The 13,417-nt window shown below is 70.1% G+C and carries 11 protein-coding genes; 5 read left to right on the plus strand and 6 right to left on the minus strand.

Going from position 1 to position 13,417, the window contains the following annotated elements:
- The coding region (locus F6X53_RS30685) for a co-chaperone GroES (RefSeq protein ID WP_151005499.1) at window positions 1-225 on the minus strand (225 nt) is incomplete at its 3' end.
- Between the two features lie 210 nt (window positions 226-435).
- Between F6X53_RS30685 and F6X53_RS30690 the strand changes: the two genes are divergently transcribed.
- The gene (locus F6X53_RS30690; RefSeq protein ID WP_151005501.1) at window positions 436-1,437 is read left to right on the plus strand and encodes a CorA family divalent cation transporter; all 1,002 of its coding nucleotides are present in this window, start codon (window positions 436-438) and stop codon (window positions 1,435-1,437) included.
- A gap of 23 nt (window positions 1,438-1,460) precedes the next feature.
- Here F6X53_RS30690 and glyS read toward each other — a convergent pair whose 3' ends face one another.
- Window positions 1,461-3,587 carry a glycine--tRNA ligase subunit beta gene (gene glyS, locus F6X53_RS30695; protein WP_151005502.1) on the minus strand — a complete coding sequence of 709 codons (2,127 nt, stop codon included), beginning with the start codon at window positions 3,585-3,587 and terminating at the stop codon, window positions 1,461-1,463.
- A gap of 65 nt (window positions 3,588-3,652) precedes the next feature.
- Window positions 3,653-4,579: a glycine--tRNA ligase subunit alpha gene (locus F6X53_RS30700; RefSeq protein WP_151005504.1), complete on the minus strand. Its 927-nt coding sequence runs from the start codon at window positions 4,577-4,579 to the stop codon at window positions 3,653-3,655.
- A gap of 226 nt (window positions 4,580-4,805) precedes the next feature.
- Between F6X53_RS30700 and F6X53_RS30705 the strand changes: the two genes are divergently transcribed.
- Window positions 4,806-5,054, plus strand: coding sequence for a hypothetical protein (locus tag F6X53_RS30705; protein ID WP_151005506.1), 249 nt, complete (start codon window positions 4,806-4,808; stop codon window positions 5,052-5,054).
- A gap of 73 nt (window positions 5,055-5,127) precedes the next feature.
- On the opposite strand, the gene F6X53_RS30710 is transcribed toward F6X53_RS30705, so the two are convergent.
- The 3 genes from F6X53_RS30710 to F6X53_RS30720 all read right to left on the minus strand — a co-directional run bounded on the left by F6X53_RS30710 (window position 5,128) and on the right by F6X53_RS30720 (window position 8,403).
- Window positions 5,128-5,985 carry a S49 family peptidase gene (locus tag F6X53_RS30710; RefSeq protein ID WP_151005508.1) on the minus strand — a complete coding sequence of 286 codons (858 nt, stop codon included), beginning with the start codon at window positions 5,983-5,985 and terminating at the stop codon, window positions 5,128-5,130.
- 560 nt (window positions 5,986-6,545) lie between these two features.
- The gene (ypfJ, locus tag F6X53_RS30715) at window positions 6,546-7,448 is read right to left on the minus strand and encodes a KPN_02809 family neutral zinc metallopeptidase (RefSeq protein ID WP_151005510.1); all 903 of its coding nucleotides are present in this window, start codon (window positions 7,446-7,448) and stop codon (window positions 6,546-6,548) included.
- Window positions 7,449-7,542: 94 nt separating this feature from the next.
- The gene (locus tag F6X53_RS30720; RefSeq protein ID WP_151005512.1) at window positions 7,543-8,403 is read right to left on the minus strand and encodes a uracil-DNA glycosylase; all 861 of its coding nucleotides are present in this window, start codon (window positions 8,401-8,403) and stop codon (window positions 7,543-7,545) included.
- Window positions 8,404-8,599: 196 nt separating this feature from the next.
- Between F6X53_RS30720 and F6X53_RS30725 the strand changes: the two genes are divergently transcribed.
- The 3 genes from F6X53_RS30725 to F6X53_RS30735 all read left to right on the plus strand — a co-directional run bounded on the left by F6X53_RS30725 (window position 8,600) and on the right by F6X53_RS30735 (window position 13,338).
- On the plus strand, window positions 8,600-10,288 hold the full coding sequence (locus F6X53_RS30725) for an electron transfer flavoprotein-ubiquinone oxidoreductase (protein WP_151005514.1): 1,689 nt from the start codon (window positions 8,600-8,602) through the stop codon (window positions 10,286-10,288).
- Window positions 10,289-10,432: 144 nt separating this feature from the next.
- A complete protein-coding gene (locus tag F6X53_RS30730) occupies window positions 10,433-12,304 on the plus strand; it encodes a tetratricopeptide repeat protein (RefSeq protein WP_151005516.1) in 1,872 nt (623 codons plus the stop codon).
- Between the two features lie 158 nt (window positions 12,305-12,462).
- Window positions 12,463-13,338, plus strand: coding sequence for a 4-(cytidine 5'-diphospho)-2-C-methyl-D-erythritol kinase (locus tag F6X53_RS30735; RefSeq protein WP_151005518.1), 876 nt, complete (start codon window positions 12,463-12,465; stop codon window positions 13,336-13,338).
- Window positions 13,339-13,417 lie beyond the last annotated feature (79 nt).

Raw genomic sequence — 13,417 nt, forward strand, 5'->3', positions numbered from 1 at the left:
GACCTCGGTGCCGGACCACTTGCCGAACAGGACCCGGTCGCCGGCCTTGACGTCGAGCGCGTTGACACGGCCGGATTCGTCCCGGGCCCCGGGGCCGACGGCGACGATTTCGCCTTCCTGCGGCTTCTCCTTGGCGGTGTCCGGGATGATGATGCCGCCCTTGGTCTTCTCCTCGCCCTCGATACGGCGGACGACGACACGGTCGTGCAGCGGACGGAACTTCATGAGCTGCCCTCTTGCTTCGAATTCAGAGATGGCGTTGATGCGGTCGAAACCGCGCCTTGCGCCGACGGTTAGCACTCTCGAGCATCGAGTGCTAACGAGGCCGCGAGATAGGCGCGTCGGTTTTTTGAGTCAAGGCTGTCGCCGCCGTCTTCGCCTGTGGACGGCGGTGAAATTCGTCTCCCGCCCGGGCCCGACACGGAATTCCCCACCATGCTCAGCCTGCACGGCCCCGAGGGCGCGGCCGATCACGCCGGCCCGTCGCCCGGGTCGCTTCCCCCTTACGCGATCTGGATCGACCTGAACGATCCGAATGCGGAGGAGGCCGAGCGCATCGAGGCGCAGACGGGCCTGCGGGTGCCCTCGCGGCAGGCGCTCAGCGAGGTCGAGAGTTCGAGCCGCCTGCGCCGGCTCAAGACCGGTCTCTCGCTCTCGACCCCGATGATCACCTTCGACCAGGCGGATTCGCAGCTGAAGCCCCTCGGCTTCGTCCTCACCAAGGACCGGCTGATCACGGTGCGGTTCCATGACCTGCGGGCCTTCGCGGCGGTGAAGACGCGCATCGCGGAGGGCGATGGCCCCTGCGCCACAAGCACCGAGATCTTCCTGCTCCTGATGGAGGAACTGGTCGACAGCCTCGCCGACGCGCTGGAGGATATGGGCGCCGATCTCGACGCGCTCTCCACCCGGATCTTCGATTTCGACGTGCGGGCGCGGCCGAGCGCGCGGCCCGACGACAAGCGGCCGCCGCGCCGCCGGGACCTCGCGCTGCGCCGGATCCTGCGCGGCATCGGCCGGCGCGGCAAGGCGCTGGGCAAGATCCGCTCAAGCCTCCTCGGCCTCGAGCGCATCGTGCCCTTCGTCGCCGCCGAGTGCGAGAGCTTCAGCGAGGGCGAGGCGGATCAGCGCTTCGAGACCATCCGCCGGGACATCGCCTCGCTCGACGAGTTCGAGACCCGCCTGTCGGAGAACGTCCAGTTCCTGCTCGACGCGGCTCTGGGCCTCATCAGCATCGAGCAGAACAACGTCTTCCGGGTCCTCACCGTGGTGTCGGTGGTGGGCGTGCCCCCGACCCTCATCGCCTCGATGTACGGCATGAACTTCAAGCACATGCCCGAACTCGACTGGATCTACGGCTATCCCTACGGCCTGTCGCTGATCACCCTGAGCGCGCTCGTGCCGATCGTGTTCTTCAAGATCAAGGGCTGGTTCTGAGACCCGCGCGGGCGGCGCGAAGCCTAGCCCTCGATCTTCGAGAACTCCGCCACCTCGCGGGTAGCGGCCCGCAGCGCGTTGAGCAGCGCGAGGCGGTTGGCGCGCAGCGCCGGATCCTCGGCATTCACCGTCACCTTGTCGAAGAAGGCATCGACCGGCGCGCGCAGCGTCGAGAGCGCCCGCATCGCGCCCTCGAAATCCTCCGCCGCCACGGCCGCGGAGGCGGAGGTCCGGGCGGAGGCGAGGGCATCGGCGAGCGCCCGCTCCTCGGGCTGGCCGGACGATGCGGTCAGCGCCGCGTCGGGCTCCGCGTCGTAGGCGCGCCCGTCCTTCTTCTCCTCGATCCGCAGGATGTTGGCCGCGCGCTTGTAGCCGGCCAGCAGGTTGCGGCCGTCATCCGTCTCCAGGAACTTGCCCAGGGCCTCGACGCGCCGCACCACCATCAGGAGATCGTCCTGCCCCGGCAGCGCGAAGACGGCGTCGATCAGGTCGTGGCGGGCGCCCTTTTCGCGGAGATAGACCTTGAGGCGGTCGGCGAAGAAGGCGAGAAGATCGGGAAGATAGTCCTCTTCGATCTTGGCAGGAGCCGAAACGCCCTTCTCGGACAAGAAGTGGTCAGCTTGCCTCAAGCTTTTCGTCAATCCGATCTTGATCTGCCGCTCATTGATCAGCCGGATGACGCCCAAAGCCGCGCGACGCAGCGCGTACGGGTCCTTGCTCCCCGTCGGCTTCTCGTCGATGGCCCAGAAGCCCACCAGCGTGTCGAGCTTGTCGGCGAGCGCCACCGCCACCGAGACCGGGTCCGTCGGCACCCGGTCGCTCGGGCCCAGCGGCTTGTAATGCTCCTCGATCGCCGCGCAGACGCTCGGGTGCTCGCCCTGGAGGCTCGCGTATTTGCGGCCCATCAGGCCCTGGAGCTCGGGGAACTCGCCGACCATCTCGGTGACGAGGTCGGCCTTGGCGAGCGTCGCGGCGCGGTGGGCGAGGTCCGGGTCGGCGCCGACCAGAGGCGCCAGGTCACGGGCGAGCGTTGCGATGCGCTCGACGCGCTGCCCTTGCGTCCCGAGCTTCTCGTGGAACACGATGCTGTCGAGCTTCGGCAGCCGGTCTTCGAGGCGGATCGCCTTGTCGGTCTCCCAGAAGAACTTCGCGTCCGAGAGGCGGGCCCGCACCACGCGCTCGTTGCCGGCCGTGATCGCGGCGCCGCCGTCGCTCGCCACGAGGTTCGAGACCAGGATGAAGGCGGGGGCCAGGTCCTCGCCGTCGCCCCGCCGCAGGACGAAGCACTTCTGGTTTGCCCGGATGGTGGCCCGGATGGCTTCGGCCGGGATGTCGAGGAAGCTCGCGTCGAAGGAGCCCATCAGCACGACGGGCCACTCGACGAGGCCCGCCACCTCCTCCAGCAGGCCCTCGTCCTCGACGAGGTCGAGGCCGCGCGCGAAAGCGAGGTCGCGGGCATCGTGCAGGATTATGTCCTTGCGCCGGTCGGCATCGAGCACGACCTTGGCGCGCTCCAGGCTCGGCCCGTAATCGTCGAAGCGGCGGACTTCAAAGGCAGCGGGCGCCAGGAAGCGGTGGCCATAGGTCACCGTGCCGGCCTCGATGCCGTCCACCGCGAACGGCACGGTCTCGGGCGTCTCGGTCTCGGGGCCGAAGGTGGCGACGATCGATTGCAGCGGGCGCACCCAGCGCAGCGCCCCCGGCTGCGCCGAGGCCCTGCCCCAGCGCATGGATTTCGGCCAGGGGAAGTTGCGGATGATGCTGGGCAGGATCTCGGCCAGCACGTCGAGGGTCTCGCGGCCCGGCCGCTCGATCACCGCGAGGTAGAATTCGCCCTTCTTCGGGTCCGTGACGGTCGTCGCCTCCGACAGGCTCGCGAGGCCGGCGCCCTTGAGGAAGCCCTGCACGGCGGCCTCGGGCGCGCCGACGCGGGGGCCGCGGCGCTCTTCCCGCACCGCCTCGCCGCGCGGCGGCAGGCCGGCGACGTGAAGGGCGAGGCGGCGCGGCGTCGCGAAGGCCTTGGCGCCCTCGTAGAGGAAGCCGCGCTCCACCAGCGCGTCGGTGACGAGCTTGCGCAGGTCCTCGGCCGCGCGGCGCTGCATCCGGGCGGGGATCTCTTCGGAGCGGAGTTCGAGGAGGAGGTCAGGCATCGTGGCGGCGTCCGGGCGGGGTTCGGAATGTCGGAAGGGGACGCGGCCGCGTCACCCGGATTCGGTCAGGCCGCACCGCCCGCCGTCCGCAGCCAGGCCGCGCCGCAGGCCTTGGCGAGCTCGCGGACCCGCAGGATGTAGCTCTGGCGCTCGGTGACGGAGATCACCCCGCGCGCGTCGAGCAGGTTGAAGACGTGGCTCGCCTTGATGCACTGGTCATAGGCCGGCTGGGCCATACGGTGGCGCCCCTCCGGGCCGTCCGGCTCGCCCGCCACGAGGTAGCTGCGGCAGGCCTTCTCGGCATCGGCGAATTGCCGGAACAGCATCGCGGTGTCGGCGGCCTCGAAGTTGTGGCGCGAATATTCCTGCTCGGCCTGCAGGAAGACGTCGCCATACGTGACCTTGTCCGCGCCCGCGCCGCCGTTGAAATTGAGGTCGTAGACGTTCTCGACGCCCTGCACGTACATGGCGAGGCGCTCGAGCCCGTAAGTCAGCTCGCCCGCCACCGGGGCGCATTCGAAGCCCGCCACCTGCTGGAAATAGGTGAACTGGCTCACCTCCATCCCGTCGCACCAGCATTCCCAGCCGAGCCCCCAGGCGCCCAGCGTCGGGCTCTCCCAATCGTCCTCGACGAAGCGGATGTCGTGGAGCCCGAGATCGACCCCGATGGCGTCGAGGGAGGCGAGGTAGAGGTCCTGCAGGTTCTCCGGGTTCGGCTTCAGGATCACCTGGAACTGGTAGTAATGCTGCAGCCGGTTCGGGTTCTCGCCGTAGCGGCCGTCCTTCGGCCGGCGTGAGGGCTGCACGTAGGCGGCCTTCCAGGGCTTCGGGCCGAGCGCGCGCAGCGTCGTGGCCGGATGGAAGGTGCCGGCGCCGACCTCCATGTCGTAGGGCTGGAGAATCACGCAGCCCTGCGCCGCCCAGAACTGCTGGAGCGTCAGGATCAGCCCCTGGAACGAGGCTTCTGGGGCGAGATCGACGGCGCTCGACATCGTTGAAAAACTTCCGGCGGGCGGGAAAGCGATGGGCCGGAGCGTTTAAGAGCGCGGGGCGGGGTGTCAAGCGAAGGCCCCGTGCGAAGCCCCCCGTGCGCCCTCGCACACATTTCCGCCACGATTGCGTCAAGGTGCGGAACTGCCAAGCCCCCGGCCAAGTTTACTGGGCAATCAGGGAATGACGCACCGCCCCCGGGCGGTCAAACGGTTCGGATGACCAGTCATGCGCAAGGGTTTCACAGTCTTCGCCGCCATCGTGGCCACCTCGCTCGTCGCGACACCTTTCGTCATGGGCGCCAGCAAGGCGCTCGCGACCTCGGAGGTCACCTCCGCGGTGGCGGTGCCGGTGGCTGTGCTGCCGGTGGAGGTCGCGCCGATCGCCGCGCCGGTTCAGCCGGAGAATTGCGCCCGCAAGGTCCGGGTGGTCTATTCCGGCTACGGGACGCCGAGCGCCGCCTGCCCGGCGCGCTGAGCCGGGCGATCCGGCACCGCAGGCCTCGCGCTGCGCGGCGTCCCTCGTTGGACGCCGCGTCCGACCGACACGATCACAGCCCGAAGCGCGCCCAGGCCGCGCGCTCCTCGATGGCCCCGAGGGCCTCCTCGGCCAGGCCGATCCCGCCCGGGCTGGCGCGACGCAGGAGCCGCGCCACGAGCGAGCCGCGGGCCTCCGCCACGAGGCGCAGGTCGACCGTCTCGCCGAAGCGCGCCCGCATCACCTGGCGGACATCGCCCAGCGCATCGACGAGGCCGAGCGCGACCGCCTGACGCCCGGTCCAGACGGCGCCCGTGAACAGGCTCTCGCCGTCCTGGCGCAGCCCGGGGCGCCGTTCCGTGACGAGGTTCGTGAACAGCTCCTGGACATCCGCCTGGATGCGCTTCAACCGGGCGACGTCGGCCGGGTCCTCCGGCCGGAACGGGTCCAGCATCGCCTTGGCCTCGCCCTGCGTGTGGACGCGGCGCTCGATGCCGATGCGCTCGATCAGGCGATCGAAGCCGAAACCCGCCGAGACCACGCCGATCGAGCCGACCACGGAGGTCGGGTCGGCCACGATCTCGTCGGCCGCGCAGGCGATCATGTAGCCGCCCGAGGCCGCCACATCCTCCACGAAGGCGATCACCGGAACCTTCGTCTCGGCGGCGAGCGCGCGGATGCGCCGATGGATCAGGTGCGACTGGGCCGGAGCGCCGCCGGGCGAGTTGATCACGATCGCGACGGCCGACAGCCCCGACATGCCGAAGGCCCGTTCCAGGCTTCCCGCCACCGTGCCGATCGAGAGGCCGGGCCGAAGCGGCGAGACCGCCCCGATGGCGCCGCTCAGGCGCACCACCGCGACGCGCGGGCGCGGCTTGCGGAAGCGGCGGGGCAGGAGGGCGCGCAAGGGGGCGGGCAACGCGAGCGGCATGGGGATCCTGATCCGACGAGGCTGCGGGAGAGAGGGGTCCGGCTCTCGCAGGTGGTCACTGCGCCGCCCACCGCAAGGCTTCGCGGCGTCAAGGCTTCGCGGCGTCAAGGCTTCGCGGCGTCAAGGCTTCGCGGCGTCAAGGCTTCGCGGCGTCAAGGCTTCGCGGCGTCAAGGCTTCGCGGCGTCAAGGCTTCGCGGCGTCAAGGCTTCGCGGCGTCGTGCCTCCTGGGTCAGCGCCCCGACCGATCCGGTCTCCGGGCCGTGCCGGTGCGTCGGGACCAGGCGCGGAGCACGCCGCGCACGTGTTGGCGCAGCGCCTGGCCGTTCTGAGGGCTCGGGCGATCCGCGCTCCCGCGCGGCCCGGACTTGGCCGGATGAAGCAGGTGCTCGGTCAGGATCCGTCGAATATGGGCGTGCAGGGCCGCGTGATCATCCGTCATGCCGCCCCCTACGCGGATGAGCGCCGGATGGGTTCAACGGCCGCGCTTCTTTGCCGATCGCGGAGCCCGTGCGTACGCGATCGGACCGGGCGTTAGGCTTCGGGCTTCACGCTTCGGGCTTCAGTTCCCGGCGGTCCGGAAGGTGTCGCAGGATTTGGTCTGGCCGCTCTTGTAGCCGGTCATGAACCAGCGCATCCGCTGCTCCGAGGAGCCGTGCGTGAAGGAATCCGGCACCGCGTAGCCCTGGCTCTGCTTCTGCAGCTTGTCGTCGCCGATGGCGCTCGCCGCCTGGAGAGCCTCCTCGATGTCGCCTTGTTCGAGGGAATTCCAGCGGTCGTTGGAGTTCTTCGCCCAGACGCCCGCGAGGCAATCGGCCATCAGCTCGACCCGGACCGAGAGGCGGTTCGATTCGACCTTGCCCGAGGCCTGCTGGCGCGCCTGCACCTTGCCGAGGATGCCGAGCACGTCCTGGACGTGGTGGCCGACCTCGTGCGCGATGACGTAGGCGTAGGCGAAGTCGCCCTTCACGCCGAACTTCTGCTGCATCTCCTTGAAGAAGCCGGTGTCGAGATAGACCTTCTTGTCGAGTGGGCAGTAGAACGGCCCCATGGCGGCCTGGGCCGAGCCGCACCCGCTTCGGGTGCCGCCGGTGTAGAGCACCATCGCGGTCGGGGTGTAGCGCTTGCCGGTCTGATTCGGCAGCACGGTGGTCCAGACATCCTCGGTGTTGCCCAGGATCTTGGCGGCGAATTGCCCGCTCTGATCGGTCGGGGGCGTGCGGCGGCGCTGCTGCGTGCCGGTATCGGCCTGTTCCTCGCGCTGGCGCCCGCCGCCCGACATCTGCTCGGCCCCGCCGATCAGGATCGCCGGGTTGATGCCCGTGACCCAGCCGATGATGCAGAGGATCACGATGGTGCCGATGCCGAGCCCGCCGGCCCCGCCGCCGGGGAAGCCGAATCCGCCGCCGCCCTCGCCGCGACGGTCCTCGACGTTCTCCGAACTGCGAAAGTCTTCCCAGCGCATGATTCCGCCACCACTCGTTCAACGCCGTCGCCGCCAGCCAGACCAATGGCGCCGGCCAAGAAACGGTTCCGCTTGGCGCAGCGCCTAGACCGATTCAGGCCCGTCCGTCGAGTGCCGCGCGCAGCATCCGGAAATCCCGCCAGGCCAGCCGCTTCTGCACGGGCTGGCGCAGGAGATAGGCCGGATGCAGGGTGGCGAGCACGCGGATCTCGCGGCTGCCGACCCGGTAGGGGTAGAAGCGCCCGCGCGCCTTGAGGATGCCGTCCTTGGTGCCGGTGAGCGCCTGGGTCGCCGGGCTGCCGAGGCAGACGATCAGGTCGGGGTCGGCAAGCTCGATCTGCCGCTCCACGAACGGCTTGCAGATCGAGACCTCCTGGGGCGTCGGGTTGCGGTTACCGGGCGGGCGCCACGGCACGATGTTGGCGATGTAGGCGCTGGAGCGGTCGAGCCCGATCGCCCGCATCATCCGGTCGAGGAGCTGCCCGGAGCGGCCCATGAAGGGCTTGCCGATGCGGTCCTCGTCGGCGCCCGGGGCCTCGCCCACGAACATCAGGCGCGAGGCCGGGTTGCCGTCGGCGAAGACGAGATTCTTGGCCGTGAACTTGAGCGGGCAGCCGTCGAACCCGGCAAGCAGCGCCACCAACTCCTCGAGCGAGCGGGTCTCCTTGGCGCGCGCGCGGGCATCGCCCGCCGCCTCGTCGGGCTTGGCCGCGGCCGATTGGCCGTAGGTGCGCGCCGGCGGCGCCGGGGCAGCCTCGCCGCCATCGCGTGGCGGCAGGGCGCGGCGCGGCGGCTCCGCGGCTTGCGCCCGCGCGGCCGGCCGGGCTGGGGGCGGCGCGTCCGCCTCCTGGAAGCGGTCATGCGGGTGTTCGTCGAGGGCGGCATCGACGCCGGCCTCCACGTGGAAGTCGAGATACGAGATCAGGTCGCGCTCAACGTCGGCATGCGAAGTCATGAGGGGAAATGTGGTGTTCCGAATGCCTGTGGACAACACAGGAGATGCCGATCCGGGCCAGGCGCGGCGTTGCCGCGCGCCTGTCCATTGCCGCTTGCCTTCCTACCTTGGAACGGGTTGAGAAAGACCACGAGTTGAGACGATCAGCCACGGTCGCGCGGGTTTTGTCGCGCGGGTGGCGCGAGGAGGAAACAGGATGGCGCTTCCGGAACGCGAGGGCATGGAACGCGAGGGTATGGATTTCGACGTGGTGATCGTGGGCGCCGGGCCCGCGGGCCTCGCCGCCGCCATCCGCCTGAAGCAGCGCGCCGCGGAAACGGGCCAGGAGATCAGCGTCGTGGTGGTCGAGAAGGGCTCCGAGGTCGGCGCCCACATCCTCTCGGGCGCCGTCATCGACCCGAGCGGGCTCGATGCCCTGGTGCCGGATTGGCGCGAGGATCCGGACCGGCCGCTCAAGACGGCCGTCGAGCGCGACGAGTTCATGTTCCTGACGAAGAACAGCGGCATCGGCCTGCCGAACCTGTTCTTCCCCAAGCTCATGTCCAACCACGGCAATTTCGTCGGCTCGCTCTCGAACCTGACGAAGTTCCTCGGCCGCAAGGCGGAGGAGATCGGCGTCGAGATCTATCCGGGCTTCCCGGCCTCCGAGGTGCTCTACGACGGCAACGGCGCGGTCGTGGGCGTCGCCACGGGCGATCTCGGCATCGGCAAGTCCGGCGAGCCGCGCGACGACTACACCCGCGGCATGGAGCTGCGCGGCAAGTACACGATCTTCGGCGAGGGCGCGCGGGGCTCGCTCACCAAGACCCTGATCGACCGGTTCAAGCTCAATGCGGACCGCGACCACCAGAAATACGGGCTCGGCGTGAAGGAGCTCTGGCAGCTCGCGCCCGACAAGTTCCAGCCCGGCCTCGTCCAGCACACGATGGGCTGGCCCCTGCCGAACAAGGCCGGCGGCGGCTCCTGGCTCTATCATTTCGACGACCACCTGCTCTCGGTCGGCTTCGTCACGCACCTGAACTACGAGAACCCGACCCTGTCGCCGTTCGAGGAGTTCCAGCGCTTCAAGACGCATCCGATGATCCGCGAGGTGTTCGAGGGCGCCAAGCGCATCGGCTACGGCGCCCGCGCGATCATGGAGGGCGGCTGGCAATCGGTCCCGAAGCTCGTCTTCCCGGGCGGCTGCCTCGTCGGCGATTCCGCCGGCTTCGTGAACGTGCCGCGCATCAAGGGCTCCCACAACGCCGTGCTCTCCGGCATGCAGGCGGCCGATGCCATCGCGTCGGCGCTCCAGGCGGGCCGCCAGGGCGACGAGCTCGCCGATTACGAGAACGGCTGGCGCGACAGCCCGATCGGGCAGGACCTCAAGGCGGTGCGCAACGTGAAGCCGCTCTGGTCGCGCTACGGCACCCTGGTCGGCGTCGGGCTCGGCGGCGTCGACATGTGGGCCAACACGCTGTTGAACACCTCGCTGTTCGGCACGCTGCGCCACGGCAAGCCGGACCATGCCTGCACCAAGCCGCTCGCCGAGGTGACGCCGATCGTCTACCCGAAGCCGGACGGCAAGCTCACCTTCGACCGGCTCTCCTCGGTCTACCTGTCGAACACCAACCACGAGGAGGACCAGCCGCCCCACCTCAAGGTCAAGGATATGGGGCTGCAGAAGACCTCCGAGCACGACGTGTTCGGCGGCCCGAGCGCGCGCTACTGCCCGGCCGGCGTCTACGAATGGGTGGAGGATGCGTCCGCGGGCGACGGCGTACGCTACCAGATCAACGCGCAGAACTGCGTCCACTGCAAGACCTGCGACATCAAGGATCCGAACCAGAACATCAACTGGGAGACCCCCGAGGGCCCCGGCGGACCGAATTACCCGAACATGTGATCCGGGCGATTGCGTCGCGGAGGGCGGGCCAGCGCACGCCATCCTTTCGCCTTGCGGGCGTGGCGGGAAGAGTTCACTGTCCCCGCCAAAATCGGCGCCGGCCCCTTCGCGGTCCGGCGCGCGCAGGAGCCGCGACTGGTGCCCATGAACGCAAAAGCTGCCCGCCGGACCGTGTCGCTGCTGGCCCTGATGCTCGCCGCGAGCGTCCCGTTCCCGGCCGCCGTCTCGGCGGCGCAGCCGCGCGAATCCTCGCCGATCTCCGAGTACGAGCCCGCCGAATCCCTGGAGGGGAACTTCCTCTCGGCCTACATCGCCGGCGCCTCGCGCGACACGGCGGCGGCGGCGAGCTTCTATCGCGAGGCCGTGAAGGCCGATCCGCGCAATGCCGAGCTCCTCGAGCGGGCCTTCGTGTCGCTGCTCGCCGACGGGGCTCTGCCGGACGCCTTCCGGGCCGCCGAGCGCCTCGCCACCCGGGACGGGGCCAACGGCCTCGCGCAGCTCGCCCTCGGCGTGCGCCAGATCAAGGCCGGCCAGTGGGCCGCCGCCCGCCAGAACTTCGCCCGCAGCGGCCGGGGCGCCGCCGCCGACCTCACGGCGACGCTCCTGACCGCCTGGGCCTTCGCCGGCCAGGGCGACGGCAAGCGCGCCCTCGATACGGTGGCCAAGCTCAAGGGCGAGCGCTACTACAACACCTTCCGGGACTACCATGCGGGGCTGATCGCCAGCGTGGTCGGCGACCAGGCCGAGGCCGAGCGCCGCCTCAAGGCCGCCTACGACGCCGACCGCAACACCCTGCGCATCGTCGACGCCTATGCGCGGTTCGAGGCCCAGGCCGGGCGGACCGATCTCGCCATCCAGGCCTATTCCGAGTTCGACAGCCTGCTGCCGCGTCACCCGATCGTGCGCGACGCCCTCGACAAGCTGCGCGCCGGCAAGCCGCTGAGCCGCATCATCACGACCGCCCAGGAGGGCGGGGCCGAGGTGCTGTACGGGCTGGGTTCGGCCGGCTCGACCCAGGGCGACGAGCTGCCGGCGGTGGTCTATCTGCGCCTCGCCCTCTATCTCGCGCCCGAGCACGCCCTGGCCCGCCTGACGCTCGCCGACACCCTCGACCGGATGAAGCAGCCGGAGCGCGCGAACGAGGCCTATAGCCAGATCCCGGCGAACTCCCCGCTCAAGCTCAACGCCGACATCCAGGTCGGCCTCAATCTCGAGCAGATGGGAAGGGGCGAGGAGGCCCTGGCGCATCTCGACGCTGCCATGAAGGCGCATCCCAACGACATCGACGTGATCACGGCGCTCGGCAACGTCCAGCGCTCGCGCAAGAAGTACGAGGAGGCCGCCGCCACCTACTCGCGCGCGATCGAGCTGATCGGCGACCGCCCGGTGCAGAATTACTGGACGACCTTCTACTTCCGCGGCACGGCTTACGAGCGCGCCAAGCAATGGCCGAAGGCCGAGGCCGATTTGCGCAAGGCCCTCGACCTCGTGCCCCCGAGCCAGCCCAATGCCCGGGCCCAGGTGCTGAACTACCTCGCCTATTCCTGGGTCGACCAGAACATCAACATCGACGATGCCTTCAAGATGCTGAAGCAGGCGGTCGACGCCTCGCCGCGCGACGGCATGATCATCGACAGCCTGGGCTGGGCCTATTTCCGCCTCGGCCGCTGGGACGACGCCACCCGCGAGCTGGAGAAGGCCGTCGAGCTCAAGCCCGGCGACCCGACCATCAACGACCATCTCGGCGACGCCTATTGGCGCTCCGGCCGCCGCCTCGAGGGCAAGTTCCAGTGGCAGCATGCCAAGGACCTGAACCCCGAGCCCGAGGATCTCGAGAAGATCAACGAGAAGCTGAAGAACGGCCTGCCCGAGCTCGACAAGCCGACCGCCACCGCCGAGAACCCGCCGGCCCCCGTGGCGGCCCCGCACAACCCCGAGAACCCGGAACTGCCCAAGGGTGCTCCCGCCCCGAACGACGCCCCGGGCTCGGCCGACAAGAAGAAGACCGGCGGCTAACGCTGTCTGCGCCGAAGCGCGGACCGGTTCGGCCTGAGAGAGCGCGCCACCGCAACGGCGCGGCGCGGCAAGCCAGGGCTCCGGAACGGTGGATGGCTGTCCGGGCTTTGCCCCGAGAGCTCTCCCCGCCGGGAGCGGGGCCGTGCTAGACGCGCCCCATGTCCAGCCTCGTCACCCGCGCGCCCGCCAAGATCAACCTGACGCTCCATGTCCTCGGACGGCGGGCGGGCGACGGTTATCATGCGCTGGAGAGCCTCGTTGCCTTCGCGGGCAGCGCCGACCTCCTGTCCCTCATGCCGGGTGAGAGCCTCGGTCTCACGGTGAGCGGCCCGACCGCCGGCCCCGCGGGCCCGACCGACGACAACCTCGTGCTGCGCGCCGTGCGCCATCTGGCGCGCCTCCGGCCGAACCTGCGCGCCGGGGCCTTCCACCTGACGAAGCGCCTGCCGGTAGCGGCCGGCATCGGCGGCGGCTCGTCGGATGCGGCCGCGGCCCTGCGCCTCGTGGCGCAGCTCAACGGAATCGCCCTCGATGATCCCGACGTGATCGCGGCGGCCCGCGCCACCGGGGCTGACGTGCGGGTTTGCCTGGAGCCGCGCGCCCGGATGATGCGCGGCGCCGGTGAGAGCATCGGCCCGGCCCTGGCGCCGATTCCGCTGCCGGCGGTGCTGATCAATCCCGGGGTGCCGGTGCCGACCGCACCGGTCTTCAAGGCCCTCGGGCTCAATGTCGGCGAGAGCCTGCCCGGCGCGGCCCATCCGGAGATCGCGCGAGACCTTGGGCCGGAGGCGCTGCTCGCGGCGATCGGCCCCGCCCGCAACGATCTCGAAGCGCCGGCCCTGACGGTGGCGCCGGTGATCGGCGCGGCGCTCAGCGCCTTGCGGGCGCAAGCCGATTGCCAGCTCGCCCGGATGTCGGGCTCGGGCGCGACGGTGTTCGGGATCTTCGGCCATCGCAGCCGGGCGGCCCTGGCCGCCCGCGCCATCGGGCAAGCCCATCCCGGCTGGTGGGTGGTGCCGACGCTGCTGCGCTGAGCCGGGATTGGACGCTAGAGCTGTTCCCGATCGCGTTGCGACGGGACCGTCGGCCGCGCCCGTGCCGAAGCGGGCGCGG

Origin of the sequence: Methylobacterium soli (genome assembly GCF_008806385.1) — a bacterium.
In the GTDB taxonomy this organism is placed as follows: Bacteria; Pseudomonadota; Alphaproteobacteria; order Rhizobiales; family Beijerinckiaceae; genus Methylobacterium; species Methylobacterium soli.

What these genes read in the sequence shown, in the direction of transcription:
- F6X53_RS30690 (WP_151005501.1), top strand. Translation starts at nt 436, where the DNA reads ATGCTCAGCCTGCACGGCCCCGAGGGCGCGGCCGATCACGCCGGCCCG.
- glyS (WP_151005502.1), bottom strand. Translation starts at nt 3,587, where the DNA reads ATGCCTGACCTCCTCCTCGAACTCCGCTCCGAAGAGATCCCCGCCCGG.
- F6X53_RS30700 (WP_151005504.1), bottom strand. Translation starts at nt 4,579, where the DNA reads ATGTCGAGCGCCGTCGATCTCGCCCCAGAAGCCTCGTTCCAGGGGCTG.
- F6X53_RS30705 (WP_151005506.1), top strand. Translation starts at nt 4,806, where the DNA reads ATGCGCAAGGGTTTCACAGTCTTCGCCGCCATCGTGGCCACCTCGCTC.
- F6X53_RS30710 (WP_151005508.1), bottom strand. Translation starts at nt 5,985, where the DNA reads ATGCCGCTCGCGTTGCCCGCCCCCTTGCGCGCCCTCCTGCCCCGCCGC.
- ypfJ (WP_151005510.1), bottom strand. Translation starts at nt 7,448, where the DNA reads ATGCGCTGGGAAGACTTTCGCAGTTCGGAGAACGTCGAGGACCGTCGC.
- F6X53_RS30720 (WP_151005512.1), bottom strand. Translation starts at nt 8,403, where the DNA reads ATGACTTCGCATGCCGACGTTGAGCGCGACCTGATCTCGTATCTCGAC.
- F6X53_RS30725 (WP_151005514.1), top strand. Translation starts at nt 8,600, where the DNA reads ATGGCGCTTCCGGAACGCGAGGGCATGGAACGCGAGGGTATGGATTTC.
- F6X53_RS30730 (WP_151005516.1), top strand. Translation starts at nt 10,433, where the DNA reads ATGAACGCAAAAGCTGCCCGCCGGACCGTGTCGCTGCTGGCCCTGATG.
- F6X53_RS30735 (WP_151005518.1), top strand. Translation starts at nt 12,463, where the DNA reads ATGTCCAGCCTCGTCACCCGCGCGCCCGCCAAGATCAACCTGACGCTC.